14 protein-coding genes are annotated in these 18,182 nt (G+C 69.7%); 8 read left to right on the top strand and 6 right to left on the bottom strand.

Features of this window, described 5'->3' with window-relative positions:
• Nucleotides 1-178: 178 nt before the first annotated feature.
• Both lpdA and DW309_RS13280 read right to left on the bottom strand, forming a co-directional pair.
• Nucleotides 179-1,576, bottom strand: coding sequence for a dihydrolipoyl dehydrogenase (lpdA, locus tag DW309_RS13285; protein ID WP_136045641.1), 1,398 nt, complete (start codon nt 1,574-1,576; stop codon nt 179-181).
• A 9-nt stretch (nt 1,577-1,585) separates the two neighbouring features.
• Nucleotides 1,586-2,236 (bottom strand): copper resistance CopC family protein, encoded by a 651-nt coding sequence (locus tag DW309_RS13280; protein WP_136045640.1) that lies wholly within the window; start codon nt 2,234-2,236, stop codon nt 1,586-1,588.
• 100 nt (nt 2,237-2,336) lie between these two features.
• Between DW309_RS13280 and DW309_RS13275 the strand changes: the two genes are divergently transcribed.
• The 3 genes from DW309_RS13275 (at nt 2,337) to DW309_RS13265 (ending at nt 4,153) form a co-directional block, all read left to right on the top strand.
• Nucleotides 2,337-2,822 carry an FHA domain-containing protein gene (locus DW309_RS13275; protein ID WP_136031276.1) on the top strand — a complete coding sequence of 162 codons (486 nt, stop codon included), beginning with the start codon at nt 2,337-2,339 and terminating at the stop codon, nt 2,820-2,822.
• Nucleotides 2,822-3,508, top strand: a complete 687-nt coding sequence (gene ftsR / locus DW309_RS13270) for a transcriptional regulator FtsR (protein ID WP_136031278.1) — start codon at nt 2,822-2,824, stop codon at nt 3,506-3,508. Before DW309_RS13275 ends, ftsR begins: the two co-directional genes overlap by 1 nt.
• Nucleotides 3,509-3,607: 99 nt before the next feature.
• The gene (locus DW309_RS13265; RefSeq protein ID WP_136045639.1) at nt 3,608-4,153 is read left to right on the top strand and encodes a MerR family transcriptional regulator; all 546 of its coding nucleotides are present in this window, start codon (nt 3,608-3,610) and stop codon (nt 4,151-4,153) included.
• A gap of 71 nt (nt 4,154-4,224) precedes the next feature.
• On the opposite strand, the gene DW309_RS13260 is transcribed toward DW309_RS13265, so the two are convergent.
• Nucleotides 4,225-5,037 carry a ParA family protein gene (locus tag DW309_RS13260; RefSeq protein ID WP_136031283.1) on the bottom strand — a complete coding sequence of 271 codons (813 nt, stop codon included), beginning with the start codon at nt 5,035-5,037 and terminating at the stop codon, nt 4,225-4,227.
• Nucleotides 5,038-5,130: 93 nt separating this feature from the next.
• Between DW309_RS13260 and DW309_RS13255 the strand changes: the two genes are divergently transcribed.
• The 3 genes from DW309_RS13255 (at nt 5,131) to def (ending at nt 10,745) form a co-directional block, all read left to right on the top strand.
• Complete coding sequence (locus DW309_RS13255; protein ID WP_136031285.1) at nt 5,131-8,538, top strand: pyruvate carboxylase; 3,408 nt, start codon at nt 5,131-5,133, stop codon at nt 8,536-8,538.
• A gap of 66 nt (nt 8,539-8,604) precedes the next feature.
• Entirely contained in the window at nt 8,605-10,254 is a 1,650-nt protein-coding gene (locus DW309_RS20055) for a MinD/ParA family ATP-binding protein (protein WP_240753217.1), read from the top strand.
• Nucleotides 10,254-10,745, top strand: a complete 492-nt coding sequence (gene def / locus DW309_RS13245; protein ID WP_136045638.1) for a peptide deformylase — start codon at nt 10,254-10,256, stop codon at nt 10,743-10,745. The genes DW309_RS20055 and def overlap by 1 nt, the downstream gene beginning before the upstream one ends.
• Nucleotides 10,746-10,799: 54 nt before the next feature.
• Here the strand turns inward: def and DW309_RS13240 are convergent, their stop codons facing one another.
• A complete protein-coding gene (locus DW309_RS13240) occupies nt 10,800-12,632 on the bottom strand; it encodes an AMP-dependent synthetase/ligase (protein ID WP_136045637.1) in 1,833 nt (610 codons plus the stop codon).
• Between the two features lie 147 nt (nt 12,633-12,779).
• On the opposite strand from DW309_RS13240, the gene DW309_RS13235 reads away from it, so the two are divergent.
• Entirely contained in the window at nt 12,780-13,469 is a 690-nt protein-coding gene (locus tag DW309_RS13235; protein WP_136037280.1) for a lysophospholipid acyltransferase family protein, read from the top strand.
• Between the two features lie 47 nt (nt 13,470-13,516).
• Nucleotides 13,517-14,857 carry a class II 3-deoxy-7-phosphoheptulonate synthase gene (locus DW309_RS13230; RefSeq protein WP_136031294.1) on the top strand — a complete coding sequence of 447 codons (1,341 nt, stop codon included), beginning with the start codon at nt 13,517-13,519 and terminating at the stop codon, nt 14,855-14,857.
• A 64-nt stretch (nt 14,858-14,921) separates the two neighbouring features.
• Here DW309_RS13230 and pknB read toward each other — a convergent pair whose 3' ends face one another.
• Together pknB and DW309_RS13220 are read right to left on the bottom strand one after the other, a co-directional pair.
• A complete protein-coding gene (pknB, locus tag DW309_RS13225; RefSeq protein WP_136045636.1) occupies nt 14,922-16,877 on the bottom strand; it encodes a Stk1 family PASTA domain-containing Ser/Thr kinase in 1,956 nt (651 codons plus the stop codon).
• Between the two features lie 74 nt (nt 16,878-16,951).
• Nucleotides 16,952-18,154 (bottom strand): LysM peptidoglycan-binding domain-containing protein, encoded by a 1,203-nt coding sequence (locus tag DW309_RS13220; RefSeq protein WP_136045635.1) that lies wholly within the window; start codon nt 18,152-18,154, stop codon nt 16,952-16,954.
• Between the last annotated feature and the right edge of the window lie 28 nt (nt 18,155-18,182).

Below are 18,182 nucleotides of genomic sequence, written 5' to 3'. Positions count from 1 at the left end.
CTTCATGGCGATGGGCGCCCCCGCGCCGGTGCCGGTCGTCGCAGGCCGGGAGTCCCTGGTCCGCACGCTCGGCTCACCGGCGCTGCGCGCATGGACGACCGGCCTCCTCACGATGCACGGTCTCTGACGCACGAAGGCCCGGTCCGTGAGAGCGGACCGGGCCTTCGTGTGCGTGCGATCAGAAGTTGATCATGTGGCCGGCGAGGCCGTGGAAGCCCTCCTGCAGGGCCTCCGACAGCGTCGGGTGCGTGTGCACGTTGCGTGCCAGCTCGAGCGCCGTGAGGTCCCACTTCTGGGCGAGCGTGAGCTCGGGCAGCAGCTCCGACACGTCGGGGCCGATCATGTGCGCACCGATGAGCTCGAGGTGCTCGGCGTCGGCGACGAGCTTGACGAAGCCGACCGGCTCGCCGAGGCCGTGCGCCTTGCCGTTGGCCATGAACGGGAACGTCGCGACCTTGATCTCGCGCCCCTCGTCCTTCGCCTGCTGCTCGGTGAGCCCGAACGACGCGACCTGCGGCGAGCAGAACGTCGCGCGCGGCATCATCCGGTAGTCGCCCAGGGTCATCGTCTCCGCGCCGCCGATGGTCTCGGCCGCGACCACGCCCTGCGCCTCGGCCACGTGGGCGAGCTGCAGCTTGGCCGTCACGTCGCCGATGGCGTAGATGCCCTCGACGTTGGTGCGCATGTGGTCGTCGATGTCGATCGCGCCGCGCTCGGTGAGCTTCACGCCCGTGTTCTCGAGCCCGAAGCCCTCGACGTTCGGGGCGAACCCGACCGACATGAGCACCTTGTCGGCCTCGATCGAGCTCTGCTGGCCATCCTTGCCCGTGTACGACACGGTGACGGACGAGCCGTTGTCGACGACCGACTCGACCTTGGTGGAGGTGAGGATGTCGACGCCGTAGTTCTTGTACTGCTTCGTGATCTCCTTCGACACATCGGCGTCCTCGTTGGGGAGCGCACGGTCGAGGAACTCGATGATCGTGACCTTCACGCCGTAGTTCGTCATCACGTAGGCGAACTCCATGCCGATCGCGCCGGCGCCGACGATCACGATGGACTTCGGCAGCTCACGGGAGAGGATCTGCTCCTCGTACGTCACCACGTTGTCGCTCAGCTGCACGCCCGGAAGCAGACGCACCTTGGAGCCCGTCGCGATGATCGCGTTGTCGAACGTGACCTCTTCGGTCGTGCCGTCGGCCTTGGCCACCGAGATGGCCTTCGGGCCGGTGAACGTGCCGCGCCCGTCGTACTCGGTCACCTTGTTCTTCTTCATGAGGAAGTGGATGCCCTTGACGCGCCCGTCGGCCACGACGCGGCTGCGGTCGAACGCCTTGCCGTAGTCGATGGTGAAGTCGCCGGAGATGCCGAAGAAGTCGGCCTTGTGCTTCAGAGTGTGCGCGAGCTCCGCGTTCTTCAGGAGCGCCTTGGAGGGGATGCAGCCGACGTTGAGGCACACACCACCCCAGTACTTCTCCTCGATGATCGCGGTGGACAGGCCGAGCTGTGCGCTGCGAACCGCAGCGACGTATCCGCCAGGACCTGCACCAAGGATGACGACGTCGTAGTGTGGCATGCCTTAAGCCTATCGCTCGGTGGGGGCGTCGGAATCGGACGGAGCGGTGCCGCCGCGACGGCGCATCGTCAGCCACACGGCGACGCCGATCACGATCAGGACGGCGAGGACCACGAGCACCCAGATCCACGCCGATGCGCCCGCGTCGTCGGGTGCCGTCGGAGCGGGGGATGCGGGCGTCGGGGTCTGGTCGGTCGGGGCCGTGGTGGCGGGAGCGGTGGTCGCGGGGGCGGTGGTCGGCGTGTCGGTCGCTGCCTCGTCGCCGGCGGCGACCGTGAAGGAGAACTCGCCGGAGGTGGGGTGACCGTCGCTGGACACGACCTTCCACACCACGTGATAGGCGCCGGCGGGGCCGCTGCCGCTGAGCGGCTGCGTGACGATCGCGCCGTCCACGGTCGCCGGCCCTTCGGTGACCGTCGCGCCGGAGGGGTCGGTCACGACCACCTCGGTCGCGCCCTCGCCGTCGATCAGCTTCGCGCTGAAGGTGAGGGAGAGCTCCGAGGGAACCGTCTCGACCGAGGAGTCCGCTGCGGGCGACGACGACACCAGGGCGTCGTGTGCCGAGGCGGAGAGGGGGGAGAAGAGCACGAGGAAGGCGGCGAGGAGGGCCGCGGCGAGGGCGATCGGGGTGGCCGGGTGGCGCAGGGCTTTGGTCTTCACCCCTCCACCCTATGAATCACCGGTATGCGACGGCTGAGTGCGAAAGCGACCTCCCCGGGGGCCTGCGGCATCCGTTAGTCTGGACAGTCAGGAGGGCACAGTGACAGACAGCGACAGCCGACCGGCCGGTGAAGCCGCCATCCATCGCTCCGGCGACCAGAAGCACGATGTGACGCAGACGTTCGGACACGACTCCGACCTGTCGTTCGTGCCGTTCGGCGTGGAGTTGACAGATGTCGAGCAGTCGGCCATCTCGGCGCTGCCCTCCGGCTCGGCTTTGCTGCTGGTCCGTTCGGGCGCCCTGGCCGGGGCACGCTACCTGCTCGACACCGACGTGACCACCGTCGGCCGCCACCCCGAGGCCGACATCTTCTTCGATGACGTGACCGTGTCTCGTCGGCACGCGGAGATCACGCGCAACGGCGCCGCGTTCGAGATCATCGACCAGCGGTCGCTCAACGGCACCTACGTGAACGGGGAGCGCGTCGACCGCAGCACGCTCACCGACGGTGCCGAGCTCCGTGTCGGCAAGTTCCGGCTGAACTTCTTCGCCTCGCCCCTCGATCGTCCGGCGGCGAACGCCTGATGGCGGCGACTTCCGCCCGCGAACGCTCGTCGTCCGCGGGCCTGCTGAGTATCGGTCAGGTGCTCGCTCGCCTCACGCCGGAGTTCCCCGACCTGACCTCCAGCAAGCTGCGGTTCCTCGAGGTGCAGGGCATCGTGCGCCCGTCGCGCACCGAGTCGGGGTACCGCAAGTTCTCCACCGCCGACATCGAGCGGCTGCGCCTCGGGCTCACGCTCCAGCGCGACCACTACCTTCCACTGAGCGTGATCCGCGAGCAGCTCGATCAGGCCGAGGCGACCGGCGATGCCGCTGCCCTCGTGCCGCCGCCGTCGATCTCACCCGCGCCGCGTCGCTACCGCCGCGATGAGCTCCTCGCTGCCGCCGGCGCCGGCCCGCAGCTGCTCAACGACGCCATCAGCACCGGCGTCATCACCGCGCAGGAGACCTATCCGGAGAACACGGTGGCGCTCCTGCGGGGACTCGTGGCGCTCGACCGGCACGGCATCGAGCCGCGTCACCTGCGTTCGCTGCGCCAAGGGGCGGAGCGGGAGGTGTCGCTGATCGAGTCGGCACTGTCGACACTGCTCCGACGCACCGACGCGCCGTCGCGCGCGCGAGCGAGCGAACTGGCTCCGGAGCTCGCGTCACGGATCGACGACGTGCGGGCACTGTTCGTGAAGGACGCGCTGTCGCGCATCCTTTCGTAACGAACTGATTGCGACACACCTTCGGCCCCGCGCGGATGTCGTTGCCGGTGCCGGGGCACTGCTCTACCGTGGAGATAACCGTTCCAGGGAGGATTTCAGATGAATGCGGATGAGCTCGCAGGCGACCCGCGGTTCGTGACCGAACTCCTCTTCACCGACGGTCTCCCGGCCATGGACGACGAGGTCGGCTACCGCGGCGCCGTGGCCGCTCGCGCCGCCGGCATCACGTATCGCCAGCTCGACTACTGGGCCCGCACCGAGCTCGTCGTGCCCACCGTCCGTGGCGCCAGTGGCTCCGGATCGCAGCGTCTGTACGGCTTCCGTGACATCCTCGTCCTCAAGCTCGTCAAGAGCCTGCTCGACACCGGCATCTCCCTGCAGCAGATCCGCACCGCGGTGGAGGAGCTGCGCCGGGCCGGTATCCGCGACCTCGCGGGAACCACCCTCATGAGCGACGGCGCCTCGGTCTACCTCTGCACGTCCAACGACGAGGTCATCGACCTGGTCAGTCGCGGGCAGGGCGTGTTCGGCATCGCCGTCGGCAAGGTGCTCCGCGAGGTGGAGTCGACACTCGTCGCATTCGACCCGACCGTACCGGACCCCGTCGACGAACTGTCGGCCCGCCGGGCGAAGCGCACCGCCTGAGCGGCGCCCCGCACGCCAACGAAGAACGGCCACCCTCGAAGAGGATGGCCGTTTCGTCGTTCGTGCGTGTGTCAGCTCTGCGGACCGCTCTCCGGGACGGGGATCCGTCCGGTGCGGATGATGCGGTCGAGCAGCTGATCGAAGTCGGCCGCAAGCTCCTGTGCGGAGTCGCCCGGCCAGATGTGCAGCGGCTTCGCCGCGCCCTGCGCCTGCTGCAGCGACGTGCGCTCGGGCAGCTGGGGGGAGAGCACGAGGGGACCGAACATGTCGCGCAGCTCCTTGATGCGGAACTGGTGCTCGATGGACTGCGGGCGCACGCGGTTCACCACGATGCCGAGCGGCTGGAGGCGAGGCGACAGGCCGCGACGGATCTCTTCGATGGCGCGCAGCGCGCGGTCGGCCGCCGCCACGGAGAAGAGCCCGGGCTCGGTCACCACCATCACGCGGTCGCTCGCCGCCCATGCGGTGCGGGTCAGCGCGTTCAGCGACGGGGCGCAGTCGATGAGCACGAGGTCGTAGTCGGCCTCCACGGCCGCCAGCGCCTCCTCGAGCTTCCAGACGTCGCGGACGCTCGGGTGCGGTCCGTCGAAGTTGATGGCGGACGGGCTGCCGATCAGCACGTCGATGGTCCCGGGGTGGACCTTGGCCCAGCCGCTGGAGGTGATCGCCTGACGGACGGTCTTCTCCTTAGGGTTGGCCAGGACGTCGGCGACGTTGAGTCGCCCGGCGACCTGGATGTCCATCCCGGTGGAGACGTCGGACTGCGGATCGAGGTCGACGACGAGCGTCCGGACGCCCCGAGCGAAAGCCGCGGAGGCCAGCCCGAGTGTCACGGTCGTCTTGCCGACGCCCCCCTTGAGAGAGCTGACGCTGAGTACGTGCACGGACACCACGTTACCTTCCCCTAGGCTGGGGGAACACTCAGCCCCGCCCATGCGTGTGCGTCGACGCCGCGCATCGAGCTCTCAGAGGTGTGCATGTTCCAGAAGATCCTTGTGGCGAATCGCGGCGAGATCGCGATCCGGGCATTCCGAGCGGCAGTGGAGGTCGGGGCCCGCACCGTCGCGGTCTTCCCCCATGAAGATCGCGGTTCGGTGCACCGGCTGAAGGCCGACGAGGCGTACGAGATCGGTGAACGCGGCCACCCCGTCCGCGCCTACCTGGACGTCGACGAGATCATCCGCGTCGCCCGCGAGTCGGGCGCCGACGCGATCTACCCCGGCTACGGCTTCCTGTCCGAGAACCCGGAGCTGGCGGAGAAGGCTGCCGCGAACGGCATCGTCTTCATCGGGCCGCCCGCGAAGGTCCTGGAGATGGCGGGCAACAAGGTCGAGGCCAAGCGCCACGCGATCGAGGCCGGGGTGCCGGTGCTCCGATCGACCGAGGCCTCCGACGATGTCGACGCCCTGGTGGCGCAAGCGGAGGACATCGGGTTCCCGCTGTTCGCCAAGGCGGTCGCGGGTGGCGGCGGTCGTGGCATGCGGCGCGTCGAGACCCTGGGCGACCTCGCTCCGGCGCTGGCCGAGGCGATGCGTGAGGCCGGCAGCGCCTTCGGCGACCCCCGCATGTTCCTGGAGCAGGCCGTCGTGCGGCCACGCCACATCGAGGTGCAGATCCTGGCGGACAAGACGGGCGAGACCGTGCATCTGTTCGAGCGCGACTGCTCGGTGCAGCGACGCCATCAGAAGGTCGTCGAGATCGCCCCCGCGCCGAACCTCGACGACGACGTCCGGCACGCTCTGCACGGGTACGCCGTGGCCTTCGCACGCTCGATCGGCTATGAGAACGCCGGCACGGTGGAGTTCCTTCTGGAGACCGCGGGGGAGCGGGCCGGGGAGGTCGTGTTCATCGAGATGAACCCGCGCATCCAGGTCGAGCACACCGTGACGGAGGAGGTCACCGACGTCGACCTCGTGCAGAGCCAGCTGCGCATCGCCGCCGGCCAGACCCTGGCCGAGCTCGGTCTGCAACAGGAGAACCTGCACCTGCGCGGTGCGGCGCTCCAGTGCCGCATCACGACGGAGGACCCGACGCAGGGCTTCCGTCCCGACACCGGGAAGATCACCACCTACCGTTCGCCCGGTGGTGCGGGGATCCGGCTCGACGGGGGAACCGTGCACCAGGGCGCGCAGATCAGCCCGCACTTCGACTCGATGCTGGCGAAGCTCACCTGCCGCGGCCGCGACTTCCCCGCGGCGGTGGCCCGTGCCCGTCGCGCGCTCGCGGAGTTCCGCATCCGCGGGGTGTCGACCAACATCCCGTTCCTGCAGGCGCTGCTCGACGACGCCGCGTTCGTTCGTGGCGACGTCAGTACCTCCTTCATCGACGAGCGCCCCGAGCTCCTGCGCGGACGCGTGTCGAAGGACCGTGGCACCAAGATCCTCAACTGGCTCGTCGACGTCACGGTCAACAAGCCGCACGGCGCGCATCCCGGGGTCGTCGACCCGGTGACGAAGCTCCCCGTGATCGACCTCGCCGCGACGCCGCCGTCCGGGTCGAGACAGCGTCTGCTCGACCTCGGCCCCGAGGGGTTCGCCCGCAGCCTCCGTGCACAGACGGCGCTCGCGATCACCGACACCACCTTCCGTGACGCGCACCAGTCGCTGCTGGCCACCCGGGTGCGCACGAAGGACCTCGTCGCCGCGGCGCCCTACCTCGCCCGGCTCACGCCCGAGCTGCTGTCGGTCGAGGCCTGGGGCGGTGCGACCTACGACGTCGCGCTGCGGTTCCTCGGCGAAGACCCGTGGGAGCGCCTCGACAAGCTGCGTGCCGCCCTGCCCAACGTGGCGATCCAGATGCTGTTGCGAGGACGCAACACGGTCGGCTACACCCCGTACCCGACCGCGGTGACACAGGCGTTCGTGGCGGAGGCGGCGGCGAGCGGCGTCGACATCTTCCGCATCTTCGACGCCCTGAACGACGTCGAGCAGATGCGTCCGGCGATCGAGGCGGTGCGCAGCACGGGCACGGCCGTCGCGGAGGTCGCGCTGTGCTACACCGGCGACCTGCTCGACCCGGCGGAGGAGCTCTACACCCTCGACTACTACCTCGGCCTGGCGGATCAGATCGTCGCCGCGGGTGCCCACATCCTCGCGATCAAGGACATGGCGGGCCTGCTGCGACCGGCGGCCGCGGCGAAGCTCGTGACGGCGCTGCGCGATCGTTTCGACCTCCCCGTGCACCTGCACACCCACGACACCCCGGGCGGGCAGCTGGCGACGCTCCTCGCGGCCAGCGCGGCGGGCGTCGATGCGGTCGATGCGGCTTCCGCACCGCTGTCGGGAACCACGAGCCAGCCGTCGCTGTCGTCGCTGGTGGCCGCGCTCGCGCACACCGAGCGCGACAGCGGGCTGTCGCTCGCGGCGGTCTCCGATCTCGAGCCGTACTGGGAGGCCGTGCGGCGGCAGTATGCGCCGTTCGAGTCCGGGCTGCCGGGACCCACGGGGCGGGTCTACCACCACGAGATCCCGGGCGGTCAGCTGTCGAACCTGCGACAGCAGGCGAAGGCTCTGGGACTGGCGGACGACTTCGAGCTCATCGAGGACATGTACGCCGCCGCCGACCGGATCCTCGGACGCGTGCCGAAGGTGACCCCCTCCTCGAAGGTCGTCGGAGATCTCGCTCTGCATCTCGCCGCGGTGAAGGCCGATCCCGCCGACTTCGAAGCGAACCCGGAGAAGTACGACGTGCCGGACTCCGTCGTCGGCTTCATGGCAGGCGAGCTCGGTGACCTGCCGGGCGGGTGGCCCGAGCCGTTCCGTTCCAAGGTGCTCGCCGGGCGATCGGTGCGTGCGGGGCTGACGGCCCTCACCGCCGAGGACGAGGCGGATCTCGCCGGATCGAGCGAGCAGCGCCGTTCACGACTGAACACGCTGCTGTTCCCGGCGCCGACCGCCGAATTCCGTGAGCGCCGCGAGCTGTTCGGCGATCTGTCCGTGCTCGACACGAGCGACTACCTGTACGGGCTCGTTCCCGGGCAGGAGCACCTGATCGAGATCGACCGCGGTGTGCAGCTGTACGTCGGGCTCGAGGCGATCGGCGATGCCGACGACAGAGGCATGCGCACCGTGATGACGACGCTGAACGGTCAGCTCCGTCCGGTGTTCGTCCGCGACCGCTCCGTGGCGGTCGACGCGCACGAGGTGGAGAAGGCCGACACGTCCGTCCCCGGTCAGGTCGCGGCGCCGTTCTCCGGAGTGGTCACGCTCAAGGTCGAGGTCGGTGCGGCCGTCAGGGCCGGGGAACCGGTGGCATCGATCGAGGCGATGAAGATGGAGGCGGCCATCACCGCCCCCGTCGACGGCGTGATCGAGCGGCTTGCCATCGCCGAGACCCAGCAGGTCGACGCGGGTGATCTTTTGGTCGTCATCCGTCCGTCGCACTAATCTTGTGCGGGCGAGGCCGCGCACTGCGTTGCGCACCCGAGGCCCCGCACAGGCTTGGAGTGACACGTGACCACGAAGAAGACAGGCGACCCTGACGAGAATCCGCTGGGGGTGCTGGACGACACCGGGTCGATCGACACGGCGGGCATCGGCATCCTCGGCGGGACCGCCCAGGTGCGGGTGACGCTGCCGATCGAGGAGGACGACGACCTCGTCGATGACGGTGTCGTGGACGGCGAGGTGGTGGGCGACCTCATCATCGACGACGTCGCGGTCGAGGGCGCCCCTGTTCCGATCGCCGCTGCGGCGATCACGATCAGCTCGACGCCCGTGACTCCGCCGGTGGAAGAGGCGACGGCGGCGTCGCCGGTGTCGTCCGATACGCCGCCGCCCGCCCCGGCGCCGGAGAAGCCGATCGTGAAAGCCGCGATCGACGAGGGGGCTCAGCGACCCGCCGGGTCCGAGACCGATGCGGTGCGGGAGGTGATCGTGCTCGACGACTCGTCCGCGGGTGACGAGCCCGGCTCGGACGACGTCTCGTCCCCGCACGCCGAGGAGGAGGCGGCCGCCGCCCGCTTCCTCGCGAAGGCTGGTGCGGATGCGGGGGCTGCTACCTCCCCGTCCTCCGTCTCGCCAGGTCCATCGCCCCGGAAGGAGCCACGGATGTCCACGTCCGACAGCCGATCCGTCACCCCGTCGCCGGTGCAGCCCGCACCCGCCGCCGAGGTCACCCTCGCCTCGAAGCGCCTCGGGGAGCTCAGCGAGTCCGCGCGTGAGTCCGCCGATCTGCTGACGGCCGACCGTCTGCTCGACCCGCACCACGTCACCAAGCCCGAGCCGGAGGGCGGCTGGAGCCACTTCCTCCATACGGTGTCCGGTCGGCGGATCAACATCGGTGACAGCCGACGGGCCCGCGAACGCAAGGCGCTCACGGCGCGCATCGGCGCGCCGCTGACGGGCGGTGCGCGCTTCATCCCCGTGCTGTCCCGCAAGGGCGGCGTGGGCAAGACCACCATCACCGCGCTTCTCGGCATGGCTCTCGCCGATGCCCGCGAGGACCGCGTGATCGCGGTGGACGCGAACCCGGATCGCGGCACCCTCGCCGACCGGGTCGTCCGTCCGCAGCACGGCAAGTCCGTGCGCGATCTCGTGCGTATCCGTGACGAGGTGCGCGGCTACCACGACATCTCCGCGATCGTGGCTCGTGACGCGACCAGGCTCGACGTGCTCGCGTCCGACGCCGACCCGCACGTGGCCGAGGCCTTCAGCGACACCGACTACCGCGATGTCGCCGCGGTCGCCGCGCACTACTACTCGCTCGTCCTCACCGACACCGGTACCGGCATCGTGCACTCGGTGATGTCGGCCACGCTCGATCTCGCCGATCAGCTCGTGATCGTGTCGGGTCTCAGCGTCGACGAGGCACGCCTCGCGTCCGAGACGCTCACGTGGCTGGAGACCAACGGCTACACCGAGCAGGCGCGCAACGCGATCGTGGTGCTCAACCAGTCCACGCCGGGCAGCCCGCTCGTGCGCCTCAACGAGCTGCAGGCCCACTTCGCCACCCGGGTGCGCAGCGTGGTGCGGGTCCCGTACGACCCGCAGATCGCGGGCGGAGGGAGCATCGTGTTCGCGAACCTGCAGCCGGAGACCCGCACGGCCGCGCGGGAGCTCGCCGCCCTGCTCGTCGAGGGCCTGCGGGCGAAGGCCGCCTGATGGCCGTCCGCGAGATCCGCATCTTCGGCGACCCGGTCCTGCGAACGGTGTGCGCTCCGATCGATGAGATCGACGACGGCGTCCGCGCCCTGGTGGCCGACCTCGTCGACACGGTCGCGCTCCCCGGACGGGCCGGTGTGGCCGCGAACCAGATCGGCGTCGCCGTCCGGGCGTTCAGCTACAACATCGACGGCGACATCGGCTACGTCCTCAATCCTGTGCTGACCGAGGTCCGCGGGGAACCCCAGCCCACGGGGGAGGGGTGCCTGTCCGTGCCGGGCTTATGGCACGACGCGCAGCGCCATCCGTGGGCCAGGGTCGAGGGCATCGATCTCGACGGGCAGCCTGTGGTGCTCGAGGGCGAAGGGCTGTTGGCCCAGGCGCTCCAGCACGAGACGGACCACCTCGACGGCAAGCTCTTCCTCACCCGGCTCGACCCGGAGACGCGCAAGGTCGCGATGCGGCAGGTGCGCGAGAGCTCCTGGTTCTAGCCGCATGAAGAAGGGCCCCGCCGCGGCGGGGCCCTTCTGCGACTGAGGTGCCGCTCAGCCGCCGATGGCGACGTTGGTGGTGGCGACCGGCTCGTCGTAGATCGCGGAGATCTCGTCGGCGAAGTCGTTCATGATGACGTTGCGCTTGATGGAGAGCTTCGGGGTGAGGTGGCCGGAGGCCTCCGTCCACTCCGAGTCGAGGATCGTGAACTTGCGGATCGACTCGGCCCGCGAGACCCGCTGGTTGGCCGCGTCCACCGCGCGCTGCACCTCGGCGCGCACCGCCGGGTTGGTGGAGGCGTCGGCGAGCGACATCTTCTCGTCCAGTCCGTTGTTGGCGAGCCAGGTGGGCAGCATCTCGGGGTCGAGGGTCACGAGCGCGGAGATGAACGGGCGCTGATCGCCGACGACGACCACCTGGCCGACGATCGGGTTCGCGCGGATGGGATCCTCGAGTGCGGCGGGTGCGACGTTCTTGCCGCCGGCGGTGACGATGATCTCCTTCTTCCGGCCGGTGATGGTGAGGAAGCCCTCGGAGTCGAAGCTGCCGATGTCGCCGGTGTGGAACCAGCCGCCCTCGCTGAAGGCTTCGGCGGTGGCCTCCGGGTTGTTCCAGTACTCCTTGAAGACGTTGATGCCGCGGACCTCGATCTCGCCGTCGTCCGCAAGCCGGATGCCGACGCCGGGAAGGGCGGGGCCGACGGTGCCGATCTTGGACTTGTCCGCGAGGTTCACGGTGGCCGGTGCCGTGGTCTCGGTGAGGCCGTAGCCCTCGAGGATGACGACGCCGAGGCTGTGGAAGAAGTGGCCGAGGCGGGCGCCGAGGGGAGCCGAGCCCGACACCGCGTAGACCACGTTGCCGCCCATGGCCTCGCGCAGCTTGCTGTAGACCAGCTTGTTGAAGAGCGCGAACTTGAGCTTCATGCCGAACGGGATCTTCTTGCCCTCTTCGAGGAGGCGCGAGTGCTCGATCGCGACGTCGGCGGCTGCGCGGAAGATCTTGCCCTTGCCGCCCGCTTCGGCCTTCTGCTCCGCCGAGTTGTAGACCTTCTCGAACACGCGCGGGACGGCGAGGAGGAACGTGGGCTTGAACGAGCCGAGTGCCGGCAGCAGCTGGCGCGTGTCCGGCTGATGACCCGTGCGCACGCCGGCGTGGATGTTGAGGATCGAGATGAAGCGTGCGAACACGTGCGCGGTGGTGATGAACAGCAGCGTGGAGGAGCCGGGCGTCTGCACGACCTCGTCGAGCGCCTTCGCGGCGTTGCGGGACAGCTCGACGAAGTTGCTGTGGGTGAGCACACACCCCTTGGGGCGCCCGGTCGAGCCGGAGGTGTAGATGAGGGTGGCGATGTCCGAGGCGACGGCGAGGGTGCGGCGGCGGTCGATCTCCTCGTCGGAGACGGACGCTCCCTGCGCGGTGAGGGTGTCGATCGCGCCGAGGTGCAGCTGCCAGACCTCGCGCAGCAGGGGGAGGTCGCTGCGCACCTCGTCCACGCGCGCGAAGTGCTCGGGAGACTCGACGATGAGCGCGATCGCACCGGAGTCCTCCAGGATCCACTGGATCTGGGAGGGGGAGCTGGTCTCGTAGATGGGGACCATCACCGCGCCCGCGTAGAACAGGGCGAAGTCGACCAGCGTCCACTCGTAGGTCGTCCTGGCGAGGAAGCCGACCTTCTCGCCGGGCTGGATGCCGGCGGCCGCGAAGCCCTTCGCCAGGGCGATGACCGCGGTCTGGAAGTCGGCGGCGGAGATGTCGCGCCACCCGTCGCCCTGGGGGACGGAGAAGAGGGGGCGGTCGGGCGTGGCGCGCACGCGCTCCGCGAGAAGGTCGGCGACGTTCGCGTCGGGATCGGCGGGGACGATCGCGGGGACTTCAAACTGGACCACGGCAGCTCCTTCGGTACCGGTCGGGCACGGGCGTTGGTCCGAGTCTAGGGCATGGCACCCGGTCGCGCTCAGGGTGAAACTGAGTCGCGCACGGCCTGTGCGAGCGGGGCTGGGGCGGACACCGGAGCGGCGCTAGACTTCACCTCGATGTTCTACTGGCTGATGAAGTACGTCGTGATCGGCCCCGTGGTCAAGGCGGTGTTCCGCCCCTGGATCGTGGGCCGGAAGAACGTGCCCGCGAGCGGTGCGGCGATCCTCGCCAGCAATCACCTCTCGTTCGCCGACTCCATCTTCCTTCCCCTCGTGATCGATCGGCCGATGTCGTTCCTCGCCAAGAGCGACTACTTCACCGGTCGCGGCCTCAAGGGCTGGTCGACGAAGTTCTTCATGAAGGCGACAGGACAGCTGCCCATCGACCGCTCGGGCGGCAAGGCCTCGGAGGCTTCGCTCAACACGGGACTGCAGGTGCTCGGCGGCGGCGAGCTGCTCGGCATCTATCCGGAGGGGACGCGCAGCCCCGACGGCAAGCTCTACCGCGGACGCACCGGCATCGCCCGGATGGCGCTCGAGGCGAAGGTCCCCGTGGTCCCCGTGATCATGGTCGACACCGACACCGCGATGCCGATCGGTCGACGCATTCCCCGCATCATGCGGGTCGGGATCGTGATCGGCGAGCCCCTCGACTTCTCTCGCTACGCGGGCATGGAGAACGACCGCTACATCCTGCGCTCCGTCACCGACGAGATCATGGTGGCGCTGCAGCGACTGGGTCAGCAGGAGTACGAAGACGTCTACGCTTCGACCGTAAAGGACCGCCTGCCCACCCGCGTCACATAGCCTCCGCAGCGCATCTCGGCACCGTCGCCGACCAGTAGGCTTGACGCATGCTCCCGCACCACATCGATGCCCTTGATGCCTGGCGCTCGCTTCCCATCAAGCAGCAGCCGCAGTGGCCGGACGCCGACCGCGTCGCCGACGTCTCCCGGCAGATCGCCGCTCTCCCGCCGCTGGTCTTCGCGGGGGAGGTCGACAATCTTCGCGACCGCCTCGCGCGTGCCGCCTCCGGCCAGGCTTTCCTGCTCCAGGGCGGCGACTGCGCCGAGACCTTCGCGGGCGCGACCGCGGAGCAGATCCGCAACCGCATCAAGACGGTGCTGCAGATGGCGGTGGTGCTCACCTACGGGGCGTCGATGCCGATCGTGAAGATGGGGCGCATGGCCGGGCAGTTCGCCAAGCCGCGCTCGAGCGACACCGAGACCCGTGGCGAGGTCACCCTGCCGGCGTACCGTGGCGACATCGTCAACGGTTACGACTTCACGGAGGGCTCGCGCCAGGCCGACCCCGGTCGTCTGCTGCAGGGCTACCACACGGCCGCGTCGACGCTGAACCTGATCCGCGCGTTCACGCAGGGTGGTTTCGCCGATCTGCGCGAGGTGCACTCGTGGAACAAGGGGTTCGCGCAGAACCCGGCCAACCAGCGCTACGAGCGCATGGCCGCCGAGATCGACCGGGCCATCAAGTTCATGGAGGCTGCGGGCGCCGACTTCGACGAGCTGAAGCGCGTCGAGTTCTTCACCGGCCACGAGGGCCTCCTGATGGATTACGAGCGGCCGATGACGCGCATCGACTCGCGCACGGACACCCCGTACAACACGTCCGCCCACTTCCTGTGGATCGGTGAGCGCACGCGCGAGCTCGACGGCGCGCACGTCGACTACTTCTCGAAGATCCGCAACCCGATCGGCGTCAAGCTCGGCCCGACGACGACGCCGGAGACGGCTCTCGCGCTGATCGACAAGCTCGACCCCGAGCGCGAGCCCGGACGACTGACCTTCATCACGCGCATGGGTGCCGGCAAGATCCGCGATGCGCTGCCTCCGCTGCTCGAGGCGGTCCGCGAGTCGGGCGCGCAGCCGCTGTGGGTCACCGACCCCATGCACGGCAACGGCATCACGACGCCCACGGGATACAAGACGCGGCGCTTCGATGACGTGGTCGACGAGGTGCGCGGCTTCTTCGAGGCGCACCGCTCCGTGGGCACGTTCCCGGGCGGCATCCACGTCGAGCTCACGGGCGACGACGTGACCGAGTGCCTCGGCGGCTCGGAGCAGATCGACGAGGCCGCCCTCGCGACGCGCTACGAGAGCCTGTGCGACCCGCGCCTGAACCACATGCAGTCCCTGGAGCTGGCGTTCCTCGTGGCCGAGGAGCTCGAGAAGCGCTGACGCCGCGGACACTGCATGACGAAGGGGCCGGAACATCGTTCCGGCCCCTTCGTCATGCGCCGACTCAGCCGGCGAAGCCCATCGTGAGCGTGATCGTCGCGCCCTTCCGCTGCGGGTCCGTCGGACTGTACGACTCGACGCGCGTGTTCTGATTGGCCAGCAGATCCCACACCGAGTCCGGGAGACCGGTGCCGCTCGTGTACGCCCACTTGAAGCCGGCGTCACGCAGTGCCTTGGTCGCCTCGTCGCGGGACAGCCCTGACACGTCGGGGACGTCGAACAGCGGCGGACCCTGGGAGACGATGAGCTGCACGGTCTCGCCCGGACGCCAGGACCCCTCCTCGCCACGCTCGGCGATACCGATGACGCGGTCCTTCCCGATCGTGTCGCTGGGCTGGTACTGGCTCTCGGCGTTGACCTTGAGGCCCTTGCTGGTGAGGGCGTCGGTCGCCTGGCTCACGGTCATATCGCTCACATCCGGCACGGGGCCGCGCGAGATCTGGATGGTGGCGGTGTCCTTCTCGAAGACCGTGCAGCCCTCGTCGCAGCCGTAGGCGTCGCCACCCGCGCGGGGGGTGATGCGCACGTTGATGACCGAGCCGTCGGCGACGTCGGTGAAGTACTCCTCGTCGTCGGTGATCTCCAGGTTCGCCCCCTCCAGGGCCGTGCGCACCTCGTCGGCAGGCACCCCGGCCACGGCGGCGATGTCGTGCGACGCGGGTCCGGCGGAGACGACGACCGCGACCGTCGCCCCCTTGTCGAGGCGTGAGCCCTCGCCCGGATCGGTCTCGATCACGGTGCCCTTGTCGACATCGACCGAGAACTCGTCGCGCTGCGTCGGCACGAATCCGGCATCGGTGAGCTCGGCGGCGGCCTGGTCGTACGTCTGACCCGCGACGGCGGGTACGGCGATGAGCGAGCCGGGGCCGGAGCCGAACCACCAGCCGACGCCGCCGGCGAGCACGGCCAGCAGCAGCACGAGGGACAGGAGGAAGGCTCCGCGGGCGCGGCGCTTGGATGCACGGCGCCGCAGGATCGTGGCGTTGTCGACCGTGCCGGCGGTGGGCGCGACAGCGTCGGGGATCACCATCGTGCCCGGCATCACCTTGGTCAGGTCGCCCGAGTCGGCGGCGCTCTGGGGGGGAACGGTCGCCCTGGTCACCGCGGGGGAGATGCCGAGCTCGCGCTCGATGTCGCGAAGGCGCTCGAGCATCTGCTGTGCATCGTCCGGCCGCTCGTCCGGCGACTTCTCGGTCGCCCACAGCACGAGCTCGTCCAGCTGCTCGGGAACGGCGGGATTGCGCACGCTGGGGCGCGGCACCGACTCCGTGGCGTGCTGGAACGCGATCTGCATCGGCTGCTCGCCCTTGTAGGGCTGCTCGCCCACGAGCATCTCGTACAGCATGATGCCGAGCGCATAGATGTCGCTGCGTGCGTCGGCCGTTCCGCGGGTGACGAGCTCCGGCGCGAGGTAGGCGATGGTGCCGAGGAGCTGCTGTCCGGTCGCGGTGTTCGCGGTCGTCGCGCGGGCCAGTCCGAAGTCGCCGATCTTGATGCGGCCGTCCTCGGCGAGCAGCACGTTCTCGGGCTTCACGTCGCGGTGCACGATCCCAGCACGGTGCGCCGCGGAGAGCCCGGCGAGCACGGCGTCCATGATCGTGATGGTCTGCGCGACCGTGAGGCGTTTCTGCTCCCGGAGGAGTTCGCGCAGGGTGATGCCGGGCAGGTACTCCATCACCAGGTAGGCGAGCTCGCCGTCCTGGCCCTGGTCGAAGACGTTCACGACGTGCGGATCGGCCAGTCGTGCCGCGGCGCGCGCCTCTTGGATGAAGCGGCTCTGGAACGCGGAGTCGTCGCTGAGGTGCGCGTGCATGACCTTGAGGGCGATGCGGCGTTCGAGGCGGAGGTCCGTGGCGACGTATACCGTGGCCATCCCGCCGCGCGCGATTCGAGCTCGGACTCGGTACCGACCGTCGACGAGCCGCCCGATGAGGGGGTCGGCCTGCTGATTGGTCGTCACGTCAGAATTCTAGGGAGGATTGCCTGAAAGCCCCGGGAGCGCCTCACCCCTGGACCCCGTATTCCCCGGACATCTCAGCCGTACAGCGCGAGCCAGGCGTAGGCCTGAGCCTCCCACTGCCCGTACTTGTCGGGGTAGGCGGAGATCTGCACGGCCTGCGCTGCGGCGGTGAACGACAGGCTCTCCCACCCGGGGATGTCGAGCAGGCCTCGGGTGACCGTGCCGTTCGGATCGCTCTGGCCGCCATAGAACACGCGGGTGCTGCGGTCGGCGTCCATGATCTGCTCCGGCGTGCCCCACCCGGTGCTCGGGCGCTGCTGGAAGATGCCGAGCGAATCCCGATCGCCCCAGTCCAGGTTGCGCAGCCCGGACTCGACCATGCCGGTCGCGAGCGCCGTCGCGATGGCGCGATCGGACACGCCGAGCTCGCGACCGATACGGATGATGAGGGCGGCGGTGCCGGCCTGCTCCGCGGTGAGAGCGGCGCTGAGTTGACCTCCCGGTGCGGGAGCGGCCGCCGGGGCTGTGGCCGGCGCAGGAGCCGCGGCCGCCTGCACGGCGATCTTCTGCCCGGGGTAGATGATCGACGACGGCCCGAGACCGTTCAGTGCGAAGAGAGCCTGCGTCGTGGTGCCGTAGGACTGGGCGATCCCGTACAGCGTGTCACCGGCAGCGACCGTGTGCGTCGTCGCCGCGGGAGCGGGCGCCGGAGCCGGAGCCGGAGCGGGAGCGGGTGCCGCGGCGGGCGCAGCCGCGGGCGCGCCGATGGCGAGGCTCTGCCCCGGGTAGATGATCGAGGCGCGGGTGAGCCCGTTCGCGGACAGGACCGCATCGACGCTCGTGCCGTAGCGCTGCGCGATGGCGTAGACCGTGTCTCCCGCGACGACGGCGTGCACGGTGGTGGCGGCCGGTGCGGGCGCCGGTGCCGGAGCAGGCGCCGGAGCGGCGGCAGGATGGAGCACGAGCGTCTGCCCCGGGTAGATCACGGAGCGCCAGGACAGGCCGTTCCAGGTCAGGACATCGGCCGTGCGCAGCCCGAAGCGAGCGGCGATCGCCGCCACGGTGTCGCCCGGCTGGACGATATAGGTTGCCGGCGCCACCTGGGCGGGCACGCCGCGCGGGGGAGCGGTGCGCTGCCGTTCGAGCGGCGCGACCGAGGCGTCGGTCACGGCGACGGCCGGCGCGGCTGTCAGCGTTGCGGCGAGAGCGCCGGCGATCGCGGCGGGCAGCCCCAGCTGCAGGGTTCGAGCGCGGCGAGCAGCGGTCTGAAGGTTCACGACGGGCCCCCTTTTCGAGCACTTCACG

Origin of the sequence: Microbacterium sp. K41 (assembly GCF_004794395.1) — a bacterium.
In the GTDB taxonomy this organism is placed as follows: Bacteria; Actinomycetota; Actinomycetes; order Actinomycetales; family Microbacteriaceae; genus Microbacterium; species Microbacterium sufflavum.
The sequence above is the reverse complement of the archived record's forward strand: the minus strand, read 5'-3'. Positions and strand labels throughout refer to the sequence as shown.